This window comes from Shewanella sediminis HAW-EB3 (assembly GCF_000018025.1).
In the GTDB taxonomy this organism is placed as follows: Bacteria; Pseudomonadota; Gammaproteobacteria; order Enterobacterales; family Shewanellaceae; genus Shewanella; species Shewanella sediminis.
On record NC_009831.1, the window covers coordinates 4,802,899 to 4,819,247 of the forward strand.

A 16,349-nucleotide genomic window follows, 5' to 3' on the forward strand; every position below is an offset into this window, starting at 1 on the left:
CTTATAAACTATGCTCACTCCACCAGGCTTCGACAATCTTCTCATAGCTGCCATCTCGCTTCATCTCAGTCAGGGCCTCATCAAATCTATCCCTGATATGAGTGAGTTTATTCACCTTAGAGAAGCCCATATACGCGGATGTGGATTGAATAACTGGTGATAATCGCTTGATATTTTTACAACGTTTAATAGAGGTATTTTGCAGCACCTTGATCCTGCTGGAAACATAGTGAATGGTATTTTTTTCACCGATAAGAATATCGATATCACCGGTACATAGCTTGAGCAGCAGGGTATCAAACTCAACATCGATACTCATATGCTTAATGACCCTGTTGGCAACCGCCTCATCGAAAATTGTGCCATAACTGAAATCTTGCCGGGCGCCAAAATGATACTCTCTCAGTGCCGTCAGATCTCCATCGAAGGTTATTGGGGAGTCTTCGACGACAAACAAGGTTATCCTCTCCTCCATTAATACTACCTGGCTAAAATCGATATAGGCCAGTCTTTCGGGGACAACCAGGACTTCGATTAAGCCATCAATTCTTCCCTCTTTCATAAATTTTAACGCTCTGGACCAGGGTAATACCTGTAACTTAATGGGTTGCTCTATACGCTGAAAGACGGCTTCGACCAGACGCACCGATACGCCATGAAACTGGCCGTTATCGGTATACTCATAGGGGGGATATTCCAGTATCGCGATATCGAGCGCATCATCAGAGCTCGCCTGAAGATGTAAGCTGCCACACAAGAATAGGATTAACGCTATGATGGTTTTTTTCATGACTCACCCGGATAAGAGCATCAGCCAATCGAGTGTTGGCAACAGATGCTCCCACCAAGTTTAGACCAAAATTCCCCTGCTCACCTTTCTCTGGGTGATGAGTGGAACCTGATTTAAACTGCTTACTTTAATGCTAACTTTAACTTTTAGTTTTCAGCTCTGATAGCATAGATTCTTCGAACATATCGGGCGATACCGACAGCCCCAATCCGGTTATCGTCTCTTCGTGCTGTACGATATCTTTCTCTAACTTGGGCATAGTGAGCGTATTATTATCAAGCAGGTAGACCTGCTTCAGGCTTGTGTAATAAAAACTCAAGGTAATGAGCGCATCGAGGTTATCTGCATCTGCTGCACTTTTGATGATTTTAAGCTGGCGGTAGATACGGTTATGCAGCGCCTTGAGTCGCCAAACATAATAGACTTCGGCCAGAAACGGATTGTCTTTTATCCGCCATAGACCGCCGCCACACACCAGGGCGGCGAAGATAACCCCGAGCAGGTTGAGATGAAAATTACCGGTCGACTCAACTTCTGCGGCATTTGCTAAACTCGTATCGACTCCGAAGATGGCAATCAGCCCAGTACCAAAAACCAATGACAAAATGATCAGGCCGGCCACTAACCCCACGCTGACAATATTGAGATTCTTTTTATATATATTCTTATCAATTTCACGTAACTTCATTTATTCACTTTCTCTAAGATACAGGCACGGATGTGATTTAATCTAAATTTTAATCATATTAGCCATAGTATCCCAAGAGACACTTAAGACTGAATGAATTAGGTGATTGAACGCACATTTTTGTTTGCAAAAACAGAAAAACAGATTAGAAGTAAAAACATCTAGACGTCTAAATTGACAGACGTCTATAAATCTCATATCCTCTCGACTATTGAGATGTACCATTTCGTCATTTTTGGTTCATAGTTAAACAATAACTAAGCATTGGTTAAACATGAGCTAGATATGAGATAAAAAATGACGGCGTGTTCCAGCTAGGAGGGCGGAACCAATGGTTTGATGAACGATGAAAAGAGAGAACACTTTGACGACTTCTACTAATACCCAAGAAACAGCAGCCAATGGCATTGCTCCTAACGCCTCATTTTTGGCACTACTCCCCCTTTTTCTATTCCTGGCCCTATTTATTGGTGCCGGCGTCTACTTCCAGAGCCAGGGCGTTGATTTTGCGTTTTATCAACTTCCCAGCGTTATCGCGATTTTGCCAGCCATTATCTTTGCGCTCATCATCTCGAAACAGAAGCTCAACCAAAGCATAGATACCTTTATTGAAGGTATCGGTCATTCAAACATCATCGCTATGTGCCTTATCTACCTGTTAGCCGGCGCATTTGCATCCGTAGCCAAAGCAACCGGTGGCGTGGATGCCACTGTGGCACTGGGCCTATCTTTAGTTCCGTCAAACTTGCTACTACCCGGGTTCTTCGTCATCGCCGCCTTCATTGCGACCGCCATGGGAACCTCTATGGGCACGATTGCCGCCGTGGCACCGATAGCGCTAGGCGTGGCTAACGAAGCCCAGATTGAATTGGCCATAATGGCCGGTGCGGTAATATCGGGCGCTCTGTTTGGCGATAACCTCTCTATCATCTCGGATACCACGATTGCGGCGACGCGTACCCAAGGTTGTGAGATGAAAGATAAGTTCAGAGAGAACCTAATCTTCGCCATTCCAGCCTCTATCATCACCTTAATCGTCTTCACATTAGTCGGTCAGGGTCAAGCTGATGTAGCGCCACAAGAGATAGATTTTATCAAGGTAATCCCTTACCTCACCATTTTAATCTTGGCGGTATCTGGCTTAAATGTATTCGTCGTGCTCACGATAGGTATTTTATTGGCAGGTGTCACCGGCTTATTCACCATGGATTATGGTCTGATACAATTCGGTCAGGATATCTATACCGGTTTCACCAACATGCAGGAGATCTTCATTCTCTCTATGCTCGTCGGCGGATTGGCGGCGTTAATGCAGCAACAGGGCGGTCTTACCTTTGTCAGCGAGCAGATTGAGAAACTGATCACACGTTTCTCTAAAGCCAAAGGCGAAGCATCGACTCGCGCATCGGAGCTGGGTATGGCCGGCATTGTAGCCTTGACCAACACCTGTGTGGCCAATAATACCGTCTCTATCGTTGTCACGGGTGACATAGCTAAAGATCTGGCTCAAAAACATGAGGTGACACCTAAGCGCGCCGCCAGCATCATGGATATCTTCTCCTGCATAGTGCAAGGGCTGATCCCCTATGGCGCACAGGCACTGCTGGTCGCTTCAATCTTTAGCATCTCACCGCTGCAAGCTGTCACTCACGCCTGGTACTGCATGATCTTAGCCGTTGTCGCTATCTCTATCGTTATTTTACGTAAGCGAACTGCTTAATAGCTTATACCTATAGTGGTATTGAAGATGTGGATAAAATAGGGCACCTTATGGGGATAATTCAGCTAGACTCTTTGTTGTACCGGAGTCAGGTCTAATTAGAGTCGATACCGGGTCAATAGCGAGCCACCTCGCCCTACCCGATACCTCTAAGCTGAAACAGATAAGGATATCTAATCTCAAATATGAGACCCGGTAAAGGAGTGCAGATCGCTGCGCTCCTTTTTGTTATTCACCGATAGAAAGCGAGTGCTGACGATGCAGACAGAACTCAATGTCCACTCTACCGATTACGATCTACATCGTTTGGTGATCTGGATGATTCTGGCCGGCGCTCTGGTGACCTCCGCCGGCATCTCTATCTCTGTCTGGGCCGAATATCAAAGAATTGGTGTCGAAGTATTTTTCAGGCGTGCCGATTTGCTGGGGGACTATATTCACTCTCCACTGGCCTACGTCTATAACATGTCCCTGATAAGCGCCGGATCGTGCATCTTATTGGCCATGTATGGTCTGTATCAGCTCAAACTCGGCGACTTTAGCCACTATCTCTCTCTTTCTGGTTTCTGGGTGGGACTCTCAATTATTCTGATTGGGGTATTCCCGATTAACTACCTCGATGAACACAGGCTGGTATCCACCAGCTTCTTAATCGGCACCTTTGTCCTTCACCTGCTAACCATCACCACACGAATTAACCATAAAGAGATCTGTTCAAATTCACTGTTTGTCTTGGCTATTTTAGGTTTTATCAGTGCCTCAGGCCTTATTTATCAACTCGACTGGAGCCAGTTAGATTTTAAGCCCTGCCCCCACGACAAACTCGAGATATGCTGGGTCGCACTCAATATGTGGTTTCAGACCAATGTCACTATGCTTTGGTGTATCTTGCTGGCATTAAATGTAAGAAAACTCGCCATCAATAATACACAGGTACGGCCGTCAAAATAGGTCAGACTCAGAAGCACGAGGGCATCTTTCGGTTTCTATCGGTCAGCGAACCATTTAAATGCTAAAATCATCCACTGACAATTACCGCTCCTCCTTCAATAGGCTCTATGACTCCCTCTCCTATCATTTCACCGACAGCGATTTCACCGGCAAAAACTTCGGTGGCAAAAAAAATCAGACTCGCTAAATATCTCGCCCTGACAGGTCTGTGCTCACGCAGGGCCGCAACTCGTTATATTCGTGATGGCCTGATCATGATTGAAGGGCGCCAGGCGAATCATATCGATACCGTCACGCTCATTGAGTCCCCCGATGGTTTGATCTGCAAAGAGTTACTCCTGTTCGATGGCATGGCGGTCGAGGGCATAGAGCCGAAACAATACCGGATGCTCAACAAATGCGTCGGCACCGATTGCCGTCTGCTGCCCGATGACTCCGATTCCCTGCTGCACCTGCTACCTGCAAGCCCCAGACTCTACCCCGTTGGGCGTTTAGACAAAGACTCCCGTGGTCTCTTGTTACTCACCAATGACGGAGAACTCACCCAGCACTTGATGCACCCCGATTTTGGCCATACTAAAACCTATCGGGTGCGCGTCGACCGCCCCTATGGAGATGAGTTTTTGCAAAAGATGGCTCAGGGGGTCAGCTACCGAGATGTCACCACACTCCCGTGCACTATGACACGTTTAAGTGAAGACCAATTTGAGATAGTGCTGACACAAGGGCTAAACCGACAGATCCGCCGCATGAGTCAGGCGCTGGGTTTCAAGGTCATCGACCTCAAACGGGTGAAAATCCAGACTCTGATGCTTGAGGATCTTAACGAGGGTGAGATGAGAGAGTTAACGGTTGAAGAGATTGATAAATTAAAGCAGGAAACAAGGATCTAGGAACTCGAATCTCGAGCTGCGAAATCAATCTCACAACTCGAAATTCGTCGCTAAATGCTAGTGAACGATCTCCATCTCGGCTAACAAGTTATCTGCATTGTCCAGATACTTCATTACCCACAGCATGTAGCGGCTATCGATCTGAATAGAGCGGTTAGTCTCAGGATCGTAGCCCCAATCACCGATGATGCTCTCATATACACCATCGAACAGCAGACCTACTAATTCGGCGCGGCCGTTCAGTGTCGGAGAACCTGAGTTACCACCTGTGGTATCTAAGGTCGAGAGGAAGTTAACCGGTACAGAGTCCAGAGACTTCACGTAGAAATCGCCATACTGCTTCTGCTTGATAAGCTCGAGTTGCTTAGATGGCGCATCGAAAGGATTCGCTCCCGTGTCTTTAGCCAGGATCCCCTCTAAACGCGTGAATGGCACAGCCTGAAGACCGTCTTGAGGCGAGTAACCTTTCACATGACCGACAGACACACGCAGGCTTGAGTTAGCATCGGCGTACACAGGCTTACCCAGCTCTGTGTTATAGGCGATGATGGCATCCATATACTGAGGACGCACCTTCATCAGCTTACCCGCAAGCTCCTTATCTTTCTTCTCCTCTTTCATGTCCGTGTCATACATGGCAACGGCAAACTTGATGAAAGGATCATTAGACGCTTTAAAATCGGCAACCGACTTATCCAGCCAAGCCAGACGGGTATCCATATCACCAAGCGTTGTCTTGGCATACATCTTATCTAAGGTCTTAGACAGCTTCTTTTCGTCCAGATTCTTACCGATACCGAACACTTTATCTAAGGCACTGATGCGCTCGCTACCTGGCAATACGGCATAACGCTTCAACAGATCGAACAATACCGCCTTATCGACGCTGGCTGCGTAACGACGATCGATGCGCTCCATCGAAGACTTGAAGCGGATCATATCACGCTCCTGGTAACCCGGTTCACGCGCCATATCATCGAGCTGCTTCTCATTGGCAAGGCGATATAGCTTACGTGCCGTAGGCACCATAGTGGTGTAACGGATATAACCTAATATGATATCGCGTGCCTGATGCTCTTGCCCCTCGGCAATCAACTTATCCAGCTCTGCCAACGTCTTACCATATTGCTGCTGACGCTTACTGTCTTTGCTGATCCAGTTAGCCAGCTCAGACTCACGACCCTTACGGTCGTCGAGCATCGTCGACTTACCATAAAACTCGATCATAGAGGTGAAGTTCTTGGCATAGTTAGCCAGACCCGCTATCAGGCTCTCATACTTGATGCGCTCGTCGCTGCCTTCAGGCGCCGTCTCTTTGATGATCTCGATGAAGCGTTCACGCAGCATCTTACCTTCAGGATATGCCCACTCAAACTGATTCTCGACTTCATTGGCGGTGCGGTAGCGGTTAGTACGGCCTGGATAACCGGCAACCATGACAAAATCGCCATCGCTCACGCCCTTAGCCGACACCTTCAGGAAGCTCTTTGGCTCGTAGGGTACGTTGTCTTTGCTGAAATCGGCAGGCTTACCCTGTTTAGATACGTAACCACGGTAGAAAGAGAAATCACCGGTGTGACGAGGCCACATCCAGTTATCGATATCTCCGCCGTATTTACCCACGCTTGCAGCCGGGTTATACACCAGACGCACATCTCGGATCTCAAGCTGCTTAACCAGGTAATACTCGAGACCACCATGGAAGCTATAGACCTGACAACGATAACCATCTTCGGCTTCACACTCGGCAACTAAGGACTTTTCCTTATGCTCTATGCCCTGATAAAAATCATTACCAACCTTGCTCTCTAACCCTTTCTTAACCTTGTCAGTCACATTGATGACGGCTTCGGTGACGTAGATACGAGAACCCGGAGTCGCTTGCAGCTCTTCGCCATAAGACTTAGCCAGGAAACCATCTTTAAGCAGGTTTTTCTCGGGAGTCGAGTTGTACTGAATCGAGCCATAGGCACAGTGATGGTTAGTCACGGCAAGACCTTTAGGCGAGACAAATGAAGCGGTGCAGCCACCCAGGCTGATCACGGCATTCATGGGGAATTCGGTTAATTTCGAGATCGATTTTGCATCTATCTCCAGCCCTTTAGCCTTTAGCTCATCGGCCAAGGCAGGCAGTTGGTATGGTTGCCACATACCTTCGTCGGCTTGAGCGCCGAAAGAGGCGGCGACAGCGACAGTAAGAAGCCATTTTTTCATTATATTAAGTCCGTTTTGAATTATTATTCGATCAATTTGCTTGTGTTGCTTTTGTTGATTACGTTGCGAATTATTGCTTTGCTAAAAACCGGGCAAAAAAAAGCCGAGTCCGATATTTTCATATTCGAACTCGACTTTATCATAAGCGGCCATCGTTACGACAGCCCCTGAATTATTCCCTTACAAAGCTATAAGCTGGTATGGCGTCCCCTATAGAGCGACCCAAAGTTGTGAGGCAATAATCACTGTGCCTAACACGCCGGCTATGGCTAGCGCAGGAGTTCCACCCGCTACCTGATACCCATTCTCTGTTGCCTGTGGGCGTTGCTTTAACGCCATCACTATTGGCAGGAAGATGATCATCACGACCAAAGGAATTGCCGCGAAACCCAATACCGCAACGAATCCTTCCGGAATATAGAGTGCACACAAGACCGGAGGGATGAAGGTGATCAACCAGGTTTGAATACGACCCGCAATGGTAGGTCTGGCGCGGGTTAACTCTCCGATGAAGTCATATAGGCTTAGGGTCACACCGAGGAAAGAGGTCACTAAGGCAAAGTCTGCAAATAGCGAGATACACCTGCTCACCCATGGCTGAGCCGCAATATCCTGCAGAGAACTCACCAGTGCCGGCAATGAACCACCAAACCCATGAATGGCTTCACCGCCAACGGTACCCAGTGTTACCAATAACCATAAGACATAACATAGCAGAGGCAGCGTCGAGCCAATCAAGAGCACCTTACGCAGTGTCATAGTATCGCCGTCAAGATAGCGCACTAAGGTTGCGATACAGACATGAAAACCAAATGAGGTAAATACCACAGGGATAGCTGCCATCCAGACATCGAAGTTACCCCTTTCCATCGCGGCAACCGCCATCTTAGATGGGCTAACTTCAGGCATTAAGAATCCAACGGTGACGACCAAAAGCGCAATCATCAAAGAGAAGAGGATACGGGAAACCTTATCGACCCAGGCCACACCGAAGGCGGCAAACAGTCCAAGCGTCAGAGTGAATAAGATCACTGCCGCTTGGTTATCTAACGCGACATCGAACATGGTTTCGGCTTTCAGAACCAATAGAGATGAACCACCGGTTAGATATGCCGCAGTCAGGGCAAACAGTAGGCTTAAGAAGGAAGCCCCCTGAACAAGCTGACCTCTCTTACCCAAAACTTTACCGGTAATGGCATGAACATTATCACCCACGCCGGTACGAAGATTAATCTCCAGCATCAGTAGTGAGGTGTAGGCAGAGACGCCCCAAATGAGAACGAGTAAGAGTATGGCAGGAATGATCCCAAGAGCAGCGGTGGCCAGAGGCAGCGCTAACATTCCGGCACCGATGGCGGTACCAGCAACGATAGCGATAGAGCCGAGCATTTTTAAATTCACAAAATTGTCCTGTTAGATTTGTATCTTATTTTATTTTGGTGGGTCAAATTTAGAACGACTTTGAAGGAGAGATTTAGCAAGATATCAAATCAAGATTAACAGCCTCCAATCGAATCGGGTCTATCGACCACCATGATTTCAATTGGCCTCAATGGCTTAGTTAATCAATAAGTGAATTCACCCAATTAACTCAGCCACTGAGGCTGCATAAATCGAGAAGAAAATTGATAGAACTGCTGCATTACGACTCTATACTCTAAAAAATGATTGTAAGCGGACATTAACAGCTCAGCCCCCGCTGGGCAAGCCACTTGTACACAAACTAAGACGACAACTAAAGTTGTAACATCTTTATATCGAGTCATTAAAGCTTATTGGCAAACCGCCCAGATCAACTGACCTTTGTAAAAATTGTTAGATTCCTCATAGATAACCCAAAGCAGTTCCAACGAGTTGCGCTCAATCTAAGCTTCAGTATAATGCCGTCACTACTTCAGGGGAGTAGCTAACTATTTAACCTGATTCAATAGCAGGTTAAACAGAGTGAACATCAACATACTTGGCCAGATCGCCATGGTGTTCACGGCAACAGGACTCGATGAGTCATATTGCCAGGCAAGACCTGAGTGCAGTTACCGCTTATTATTTATAATGAATTGGGGGGCGGTGGAACTGTGCTCGGAATTTTTTGCCCCCCTAAAGGAAAAACATCAAGTGGAAGCTCTACTCGCCTCAACTCTTACCGTTGCCATTGCCGAAATCGGTGATAAAACTCAACTGCTCGCCCTCATTCTTGCTGCCAGATTCAGTCACCTCAGCGGAGGGAAAACGGCCATCATTCTTGGCATATTTCTTTCTACGTTAGTGAATCATTTTGCCTCTGCCTGGTTTGGCCAATGGGCCATAGGTTTGATCACTCCAGAATTAGCCAGATACCTGATTGCGGGTTCATTTTTTGCAATCGCACTCTGGGTTCTCGTTCCCGATAAGATGGATGAAGAGCAGAGCCGTTTCTATAAGATGGGCCCCTTTGTCGCGACCTTTATTCTGTTTTTTATCGCAGAGATGGGAGACAAGACTCAAATTGCCACCGTGGTGCTAGCGGCAAAATATGATGCTCTGGCTATGGTGGTTATGGGGACGACATTAGGCATGTTGATCGCCAATGTTCCCGTGGTCATTGCCGGTCACTTCAGTGCGGAAAAGCTGCCTATGACCCTGATACACAGAGGTTGTGCGGTGCTATTTGCACTGCTGGGTGTATTGACACTGATATTCTAGAATTCAGAAGGTAAAAAACGAGGCCCTAGTTCCTGGGTTCTAGGGCCTCGACACCTTACCTGTTACAAACCTAAAGCCTGTTTGATGCGCTGACCGTAGTCGGCATCGGCTTTAGTGAAGTGTTCGACCATGGTCTGCTGCACATCGAGTGTGGTCTGACTCAGGGTTCCGCAGATATTGTTGATCAAGCGCGCTTTTTCCTCTTCGGAAAGAATGCGATACAGGTTACCCGCCTGAGTAAAATCATCTTGGTTATAACGACTGTATCTGTCGGCCTCGCCATCGAGACGCAAAGGTGGCTCGATAAACTGAGAGGTGTCGCTCAAGCCTTCAATGCGGCTGTTCGGACCATAGTTTGCAGAAGCATCACCGCCGGTCTGACTGCCATGATAAGGACACTGAGTGCCAGCCATCGCTCCGGCTCTTTGATGATGGTTTGCCTTAGTCCCATGAGGGCAATTTACCGGTAGCTGGTTATAGTTAGCCCCGATACGGTAGCGCTGAGCATCGGCATATGCGAATAATCGGGCTTGCAACATCTTATCCGGTGAGGCGCCAACCCCCGGAACCAGATTGCTTGGTGCTAATGCTACCTGCTCGACTTCGGCAAAGTAATTTTCCGGCATACGGTTGAGTTCCAGCTCTCCAATTTCGATCAGCGGGTAATCCCCATGTGGCCATACCTTGGTCAAGTCGAATGGGTTAATAGAATAGGTATTCGCATCAGCCTCAGGCATGATCTGTACTTTCACCGACCAACGTGGGAAGTTGCCATCGTTTATCGCCGCGACCATGTCTCGCTGTGATGAGTCGGGATCGATACCCTTTAAAATATCGGCCTGCTCAGGGGTCAAGTTAGCGATTCCCTGCTTGGTCTTAAAGTGGAATTTAACCCAGAAGCGTTCACCCTTCGCATTCCAGAGCGAGTAGGTGTGCGAACCATAGCCATTCATCTGACGATAGTTAGCCGGGATCCCGCGATCAGACATCAGCACAGTGACCTGATGTAAAGCCTCGGGGTTCAATGCCCAGAAGTCCCACATTGCTTGCGGATCTTTCAGGTTTGTCTGAGGGTTACGCTTTTGGGTATGGATAAAGTCCGGAAACTTAATCCCGTCACGCAGGAAAAAGGTTGGCGTGTTATTTCCGACTATGTCGTGATTACCACGAGCGGTGTAAAAACGCAGACCGAAGCCCCGGGGATCTCGCTCGGCATCGGCCGATCCCATCTCACCGCCTACGGTAGAGAAACGCACGAAGGTCTCAGTCTGTTTGCCCACTTCATTAAAGTGATCCGCAATCGTGTACGCACTCAAATCTTTTGTCACGGTAAAAGTGCCATATACCCCTGTACCTTTCGCATGGACCACTCGCTCCGGAATTCGTTCGCGATTGAAGTGAGCGAGTTTTTCTAACAGATGAAAATCTTGCAGCAGTACAGGTCCACGCTCTCCCGCCGTCAATGAGTTTTGATCATCAGCAACCGGCGCGCCATTTTGGCTGGTCAGGTAGTTGGTTTGCTCTGTCATATTTTGCTTATTCATGCTCTTCTCCAAAATCAAATCTGCTCGTTGTGGCTCGTTTCAATTAACCAATTTTCAATCACATCGTAGATGGTAGGCATAGATATAGCTCCATAAATTAATCATTAGGGCCATAAGCTTAAGAGTCATTGTAAAGTTAGCCTCTTAAGTCGTACCTATGTCGATGGAGTAATGATAGTCAAAGCAATAAAAATGATAAAGCGATTAAACAAGATAACCTTAATCGGTTTTAACGGATAAGATAAAGATTAAAGATAACCGCGCTGTGTGATCGCTCGAATGTGTGAGTGAGTGTGAAGCTCGAAGCGCACGAGGGGAAACAACGGATATACTATCAACGAGCAATAGCAAATACCGCTAGGTGATGGTGAGGATGGTGAGAAGTTAAAGATGAAAGTGAAGATAACCGTCAAGGCCCGCTCGGCCTTGACTGTTATTAAAAGTAAGCTAGTCAGGTTTGTGCTCGTATTTGTACAGTCTTACTAAATAGTAAATATCGATAAGTACAATAAAGAAGTTGACCAGGGCTACGGGAATTGCACTGATCGCCATACCATAGGCCACAAACAGCGCCGCACCGACAAGATTCCACCAACGCAATTTCTTAATATTCGACATCATGAGTGAAATGGCGACCACGACCGAAGCCAGATAACCCACCCATTCCCAAATTGCTGCGTTATCCATACGCTCTCCAGTGTTTTATTCAAATACTACTGTATCTATTATGAACAAAAGCCTGCAATTCCGACAGTTTATTTAAATAAAAATCTGAGATAAAGAGGAGAATAATTGACTAAACTGTCCAGAAATTATGACTAGCGCGCCACTACTGCGGCCGTCATCCTCGAGATGCAACATAACTGACCCGCTCCATTATGAATTAACACCTCCCAAACGGAGCTTCTCTTACCCAGGTGGACCGGTTTGGCCGTCGCCGTTAAGATACCATTACGGGAGGCTTTAAGGTGGTTGGCATTAATCTCCTGGCCAACGCAGTAGAACTGCTCATAGTCGACCACAAAATTCGCCGCATAGCTGGCAACAGTCTCGGCTAGTACCACATTGGCTCCACCATGAACGATACCCAGAGGATTATGAACGTCGGGAGACGCTGGCATAGTCGCCTTCATATAATCATCACCAATCTCTGAAATCTGAATGCCCAAGGTCTTCATCAAGGTGCCTTTACCATGCATTCCCTCATCCATCTTGGCGCAATCTTCCAAGGTTACCGCTCTGAACCAAATCGACATTTTACATCCATCCCTTTTTAATAGTATTCCACAGTCTACTGTGTCATAAGCAAAATTTAAACAGGTGTTCGGAATGGGATGGCTCTCGAATACTCTTATTTTTTGTGCCGATTCGTTCGAGACGACCGACATTAGGTGAATATTCGAGAGCCGTAGGGCAACTTTTTATATTAGGGAGCTCTTGTCCGAAATGAGTACAGCCAACCGATCTGGCAGCATCACAAACAAACTGATGAAAACTTCCATACATTTTTCACCGTTGAAACTTTAAGATGGAGGCAGTGTATACAGGCTCACATCATGAGCAAGGGATCTGCATCACTTTGTCAGAGATAAATAACTTTTTTAAGGGGAAGAGGCATTTTTTCAACTCAAGTGTTCAAAAGAGGTTATCAAGCATAGAAATAAGAAAACAAAACCATTTACAAAAATACACATAGACAACAAAAACAAAAAGATGCACAAACCACATTTACTTATATAAGTCTTTCAGTATTTACCTGGTTTCATAGGGCAAGACCCAAAAACAGATCTAAAAGAGACAATACTGTAATTAAATAACGTACAAAAATCCTCAATTCATCCTGATTTATAGGAGCACCCATTATTAATGCAACTTTTTGAAACAAGGCTGTGCTAAGGCTAGCAATGGAACGGTATGAGTTGACGACACAGGGAACTTGGGGATAAACCTTGGGCATAAAAAAACCGCCTTCAGTAGAGACTGAGGGCGGTTTATAAAGACTAATTATTCAGATTTAGCGAATGCGACGACGCAAACCAAATAGTGAAAGCATAGCCAGACCTAAGAAACCTAAAGAACCACCATCATCATCTTCTTTTTCAGGTTCAACCGGTTCAACAGGGTCTACTGGTGCAGGATAATTCAGAGCAACAATCACAGGGTCGTGATCCGAAGAGCTATAGACATTCTCAGACTTAACCAAGTCGCCCGTGTACTTGCCCGAATATTCAAACAAGCCAGATTCAACTGAGTTGATATGCCAATCCTGAATATCGACCAGTCTTGCAGCGGCGCTCGCATTGCCGAGTGCGTGATCCAGGTTACCTAACTCACCGCCGTAACTATAACTATAGGTTTCCGCTCCATGAGCCTGAGTGTTTAGGTTGATTAGGCCATAACCTTTCTCAATCACACTTCCCTCTTGCTCATAGGTTTCACCATTGAGCGTTGTCCAAGATGCAGTTACTACGTCGCGTGTCGACGTCGCCGCATCATAATCGGTTAGTACGCGAACAGGATCTTCCATGCCGTAGGCATTCAAATCACCGATAACCAACAGATCACCCTCGACATCCTTTAGTGAATCACCGATAGCCTTAGCGGCCGACACACGGAACTCATTACACTTGCCTTGCAGATCGGCTGGGTCTTTGCTCTCAGAGAACTCCAACCAATCTTCCAGACAACCAGAGCCTTTAGACTTTAGATGGTTAACGACAATAGTTAACTTCTCATCATGGATCTGGAACGTCTGAGCCAGGCTATGACGTTGATACTTGTTATAGCTTGGGCTGGTTTCAACATCATCACCCTCTCCGCGAGTCGCAACACCTTCCGCCGCATGCTGCTCGGGGGTAGCGATAACGAATGCGTCACCGGCTGGCTTCACCTTATTAGGACGGTAAAGGATACCGACCATGATCGCGTCACTACCGACGAACTCACCCTGGTACTTATCGGCATCGGCGATTTCGATAAACTTATAGGCATCGATGGCTGGCAGCTCGGCATTAATCGAATTCAGCAGATACTGAATTGAGCTTGACTCGCTAAAGCCATTATTTTCAATTTCCATCAAGCCTACGATGTCAGCATCCATCTCTTTGAGTGCATTAACAATCTTAGTACGCTGAAGCAGATATTCATCCAAAGAGTGTGCACCACGACCACAACCTCTACTCGCATCAGCGTCGGCCTGATCTTCACAGGTCGCATTTAACGGCCCACCGATATCGCTATCACTGGTGAACAAGTTCAACACGTTAAAGCTGGCGACACGAATATCACCTTTAGTCGCTATTTCAGGCGCGCCTGCTCGATCATTTTCGCGGATGAAGTCACCGGCAACGATCTCATTGGTCGCATATAGACGATAGGCGTTATAGCTGTAGTTAACCATGCCTTCTATATTGTTCAGCTGATCGCCGATACGCATATATCCGGTTTCGGCATTGAAAGTAGGGAAATAAGCAATGTGACCATTAGGTGCAGATAGACCCGTTTCAATCACCAGCTTATTCTTAGCGTTCGCCGACGCTATTGCCGCAGCCTCTTCAGTACCTGCAGCGTGAACCTGAGTCGCCTTAAACAGAGGAGCCTTATGAGAGAGTGACATGGTATTGCCATATCCATCATACCCATATGGGCTGGTGACCTTCATTTCACTGCCGGAGTCGAGTTTAATCTTCATCCCTTCGTGGCGCTCTAACGCATCGGCTAAGGTCTCACCGTCATTGATAACAAGCGCTACCACAGCAGGAAGCTCTGCATCTCCGGTAATAGCCAGATTATCAGGGTTACCTACGATTTCAGTCTGCTTATAGTTCTCTTTAACTTTACCTTCTAAACAGACTAGCTTACCCGGTACGATTTCTGCCGGTGCTACAGCCCCCAGTGACACAAAGATACCATCGGAAGTTGCAGCCGAACCATCACCGACTACCTCTTGAATAAAGAAGCCTTTCTTCTTATCCAGACGAGCGGTCACCACACCTTTAACAATAACCGCATCGGCAGATTCATAGGGATATGAAGACGATGTCAGAGGACTGTACTGACCATCACCCTGAATATCATAGATCGCGGTGACATCGCCGATACAGGCATAAGGCTCAACGGGTTCAACTTCACCGCCAACAAACTCACCAGAGCGAACACCTAAACCACTGAAGGTATCCTTTGCAAGCTCAGTCCACTGCGCCGCATCAAACACGGTTTTAGCCGCAGTCACATCGTCGTTACGTTGAAATGTCTTATCGTATCCCCAGCCATCCGGCGTAGGAATGGTACCGATAACATCGACGATAACACCGTCTTTCAAGAGGGCAACCGCGTCACCACCATTGAAGTATAAGTTGCCAGTCATCGAGTCGACACCTGCGCCCAGAGTGATAGTGGCGCTTGGATGAGTGATGACTTTGACAGATTTGGAAGCGATCGCCTGACCATCTAAGGCAACCAGATCTAATGATGTTTCCGCACCATCTTTGAAGCGTACCAGCTTATAACCGGCCAGATCGACGGATGCATCACCCGTGTTATACAGCTCGATAGCTTTATTATTGCTGCTGCCTTCTACATATTCACTAATCATGACATCTGCGCTCGCCATCATAGGCAGAGCCGCAGCGATTGACAGTGCCAGCACTGACAATTTTTTAACATTATCCATTTTTTCAACCCCATTTTTATAATATCGCCGCTAATTTCTATTAACGTGCGTAGGGATTGTTGCAGAGTTTTATGACAAAAAAAAGAAGGGTTAATCACATTTATCAAGCATAAGCACTTGTTAAACAAGGAAAAATCGATGCAAACTAACCACCTGAGAGAACAGGGTGTGAACATGATGGCTTTAGGGTGTAAA

At 46.8% G+C, this 16,349-nt stretch carries 12 protein-coding genes; 4 read left to right on the forward strand and 8 right to left on the reverse strand.

Going from position 1 to position 16,349, the window contains the following annotated elements; genetic code table 11:
• Position 1: 1 nt before the first annotated feature.
• Positions 2-790, reverse strand: a complete 789-nt coding sequence (locus SSED_RS20525) for a substrate-binding periplasmic protein (protein ID WP_012144266.1) — start codon at positions 788-790, stop codon at positions 2-4.
• Between the two features lie 139 nt (positions 791-929).
• Positions 930-1,478 carry a DUF3087 domain-containing protein gene (locus tag SSED_RS20530; protein ID WP_012144267.1) on the reverse strand — a complete coding sequence of 183 codons (549 nt, stop codon included), beginning with the start codon at positions 1,476-1,478 and terminating at the stop codon, positions 930-932.
• A gap of 346 nt (positions 1,479-1,824) precedes the next feature.
• Between SSED_RS20530 and SSED_RS20535 the strand changes: the two genes are divergently transcribed.
• The 3 genes from SSED_RS20535 (at position 1,825) to SSED_RS20545 (ending at position 5,042) form a co-directional block, all read left to right on the forward strand.
• Complete coding sequence (locus SSED_RS20535) at positions 1,825-3,198, forward strand: Na+/H+ antiporter NhaC family protein (RefSeq protein ID WP_012144268.1); 1,374 nt, start codon at positions 1,825-1,827, stop codon at positions 3,196-3,198.
• 258 nt (positions 3,199-3,456) lie between these two features.
• Positions 3,457-4,149, forward strand: coding sequence for a DUF998 domain-containing protein (locus SSED_RS20540; RefSeq protein WP_012144269.1), 693 nt, complete (start codon positions 3,457-3,459; stop codon positions 4,147-4,149).
• A gap of 173 nt (positions 4,150-4,322) precedes the next feature.
• On the forward strand, positions 4,323-5,042 hold the full coding sequence (locus tag SSED_RS20545) for a pseudouridine synthase (RefSeq protein ID WP_041422365.1): 720 nt from the start codon (positions 4,323-4,325) through the stop codon (positions 5,040-5,042).
• 57 nt (positions 5,043-5,099) lie between these two features.
• Here SSED_RS20545 and SSED_RS20550 read toward each other — a convergent pair whose 3' ends face one another.
• Together SSED_RS20550 and SSED_RS20555 are read right to left on the reverse strand one after the other, a co-directional pair.
• Positions 5,100-7,256 carry a S46 family peptidase gene (locus SSED_RS20550; protein WP_012144271.1) on the reverse strand — a complete coding sequence of 719 codons (2,157 nt, stop codon included), beginning with the start codon at positions 7,254-7,256 and terminating at the stop codon, positions 5,100-5,102.
• A gap of 210 nt (positions 7,257-7,466) precedes the next feature.
• The gene (locus tag SSED_RS20555) at positions 7,467-8,645 is read right to left on the reverse strand and encodes an aromatic amino acid transport family protein (RefSeq protein ID WP_012144272.1); all 1,179 of its coding nucleotides are present in this window, start codon (positions 8,643-8,645) and stop codon (positions 7,467-7,469) included.
• Positions 8,646-9,371: 726 nt separating this feature from the next.
• On the opposite strand from SSED_RS20555, the gene SSED_RS20560 reads away from it, so the two are divergent.
• Positions 9,372-9,938 carry a TMEM165/GDT1 family protein gene (locus SSED_RS20560; protein ID WP_041422366.1) on the forward strand — a complete coding sequence of 189 codons (567 nt, stop codon included), beginning with the start codon at positions 9,372-9,374 and terminating at the stop codon, positions 9,936-9,938.
• 62 nt (positions 9,939-10,000) lie between these two features.
• Here the strand turns inward: SSED_RS20560 and katB are convergent, their stop codons facing one another.
• The 4 genes from katB to exeM form a co-directional block, all read right to left on the reverse strand.
• Positions 10,001-11,467, reverse strand: coding sequence for a catalase KatB (katB, locus tag SSED_RS20565; protein WP_086022476.1), 1,467 nt, complete (start codon positions 11,465-11,467; stop codon positions 10,001-10,003).
• A 462-nt stretch (positions 11,468-11,929) separates the two neighbouring features.
• On the reverse strand, positions 11,930-12,169 hold the full coding sequence (locus SSED_RS20570) for a YgjV family protein (RefSeq protein WP_012144275.1): 240 nt from the start codon (positions 12,167-12,169) through the stop codon (positions 11,930-11,932).
• Positions 12,170-12,300: 131 nt separating this feature from the next.
• The gene (locus tag SSED_RS20575) at positions 12,301-12,738 is read right to left on the reverse strand and encodes a PaaI family thioesterase (RefSeq protein WP_012144276.1); all 438 of its coding nucleotides are present in this window, start codon (positions 12,736-12,738) and stop codon (positions 12,301-12,303) included.
• A gap of 758 nt (positions 12,739-13,496) precedes the next feature.
• On the reverse strand, positions 13,497-16,154 hold the full coding sequence (exeM, locus tag SSED_RS20580; protein ID WP_012144277.1) for an extracellular exonuclease ExeM: 2,658 nt from the start codon (positions 16,152-16,154) through the stop codon (positions 13,497-13,499).
• Positions 16,155-16,349: the final 195 nt, after the last annotated feature.

Excerpts from the sequence above, each read along its gene's own strand:
- SSED_RS20535 (WP_012144268.1), top strand. The coding sequence starts at position 1,825 with ATGAAAAGAGAGAACACTTTGACGACTTCTACTAATACCCAAGAAACA.
- SSED_RS20550 (WP_012144271.1), bottom strand. The coding sequence starts at position 7,256 with ATGAAAAAATGGCTTCTTACTGTCGCTGTCGCCGCCTCTTTCGGCGCT.
- SSED_RS20530 (WP_012144267.1), bottom strand. The coding sequence starts at position 1,478 with ATGAAGTTACGTGAAATTGATAAGAATATATATAAAAAGAATCTCAAT.
- exeM (WP_012144277.1), bottom strand. The coding sequence starts at position 16,154 with ATGGATAATGTTAAAAAATTGTCAGTGCTGGCACTGTCAATCGCTGCG.
- katB (WP_086022476.1), bottom strand. The coding sequence starts at position 11,467 with ATGACAGAGCAAACCAACTACCTGACCAGCCAAAATGGCGCGCCGGTT.
- SSED_RS20570 (WP_012144275.1), bottom strand. The coding sequence starts at position 12,169 with ATGGATAACGCAGCAATTTGGGAATGGGTGGGTTATCTGGCTTCGGTC.
- SSED_RS20540 (WP_012144269.1), top strand. The coding sequence starts at position 3,457 with ATGCAGACAGAACTCAATGTCCACTCTACCGATTACGATCTACATCGT.
- SSED_RS20525 (WP_012144266.1), bottom strand. The coding sequence starts at position 790 with ATGAAAAAAACCATCATAGCGTTAATCCTATTCTTGTGTGGCAGCTTA.
- SSED_RS20555 (WP_012144272.1), bottom strand. The coding sequence starts at position 8,645 with ATGCTCGGCTCTATCGCTATCGTTGCTGGTACCGCCATCGGTGCCGGA.
- SSED_RS20575 (WP_012144276.1), bottom strand. The coding sequence starts at position 12,738 with ATGTCGATTTGGTTCAGAGCGGTAACCTTGGAAGATTGCGCCAAGATG.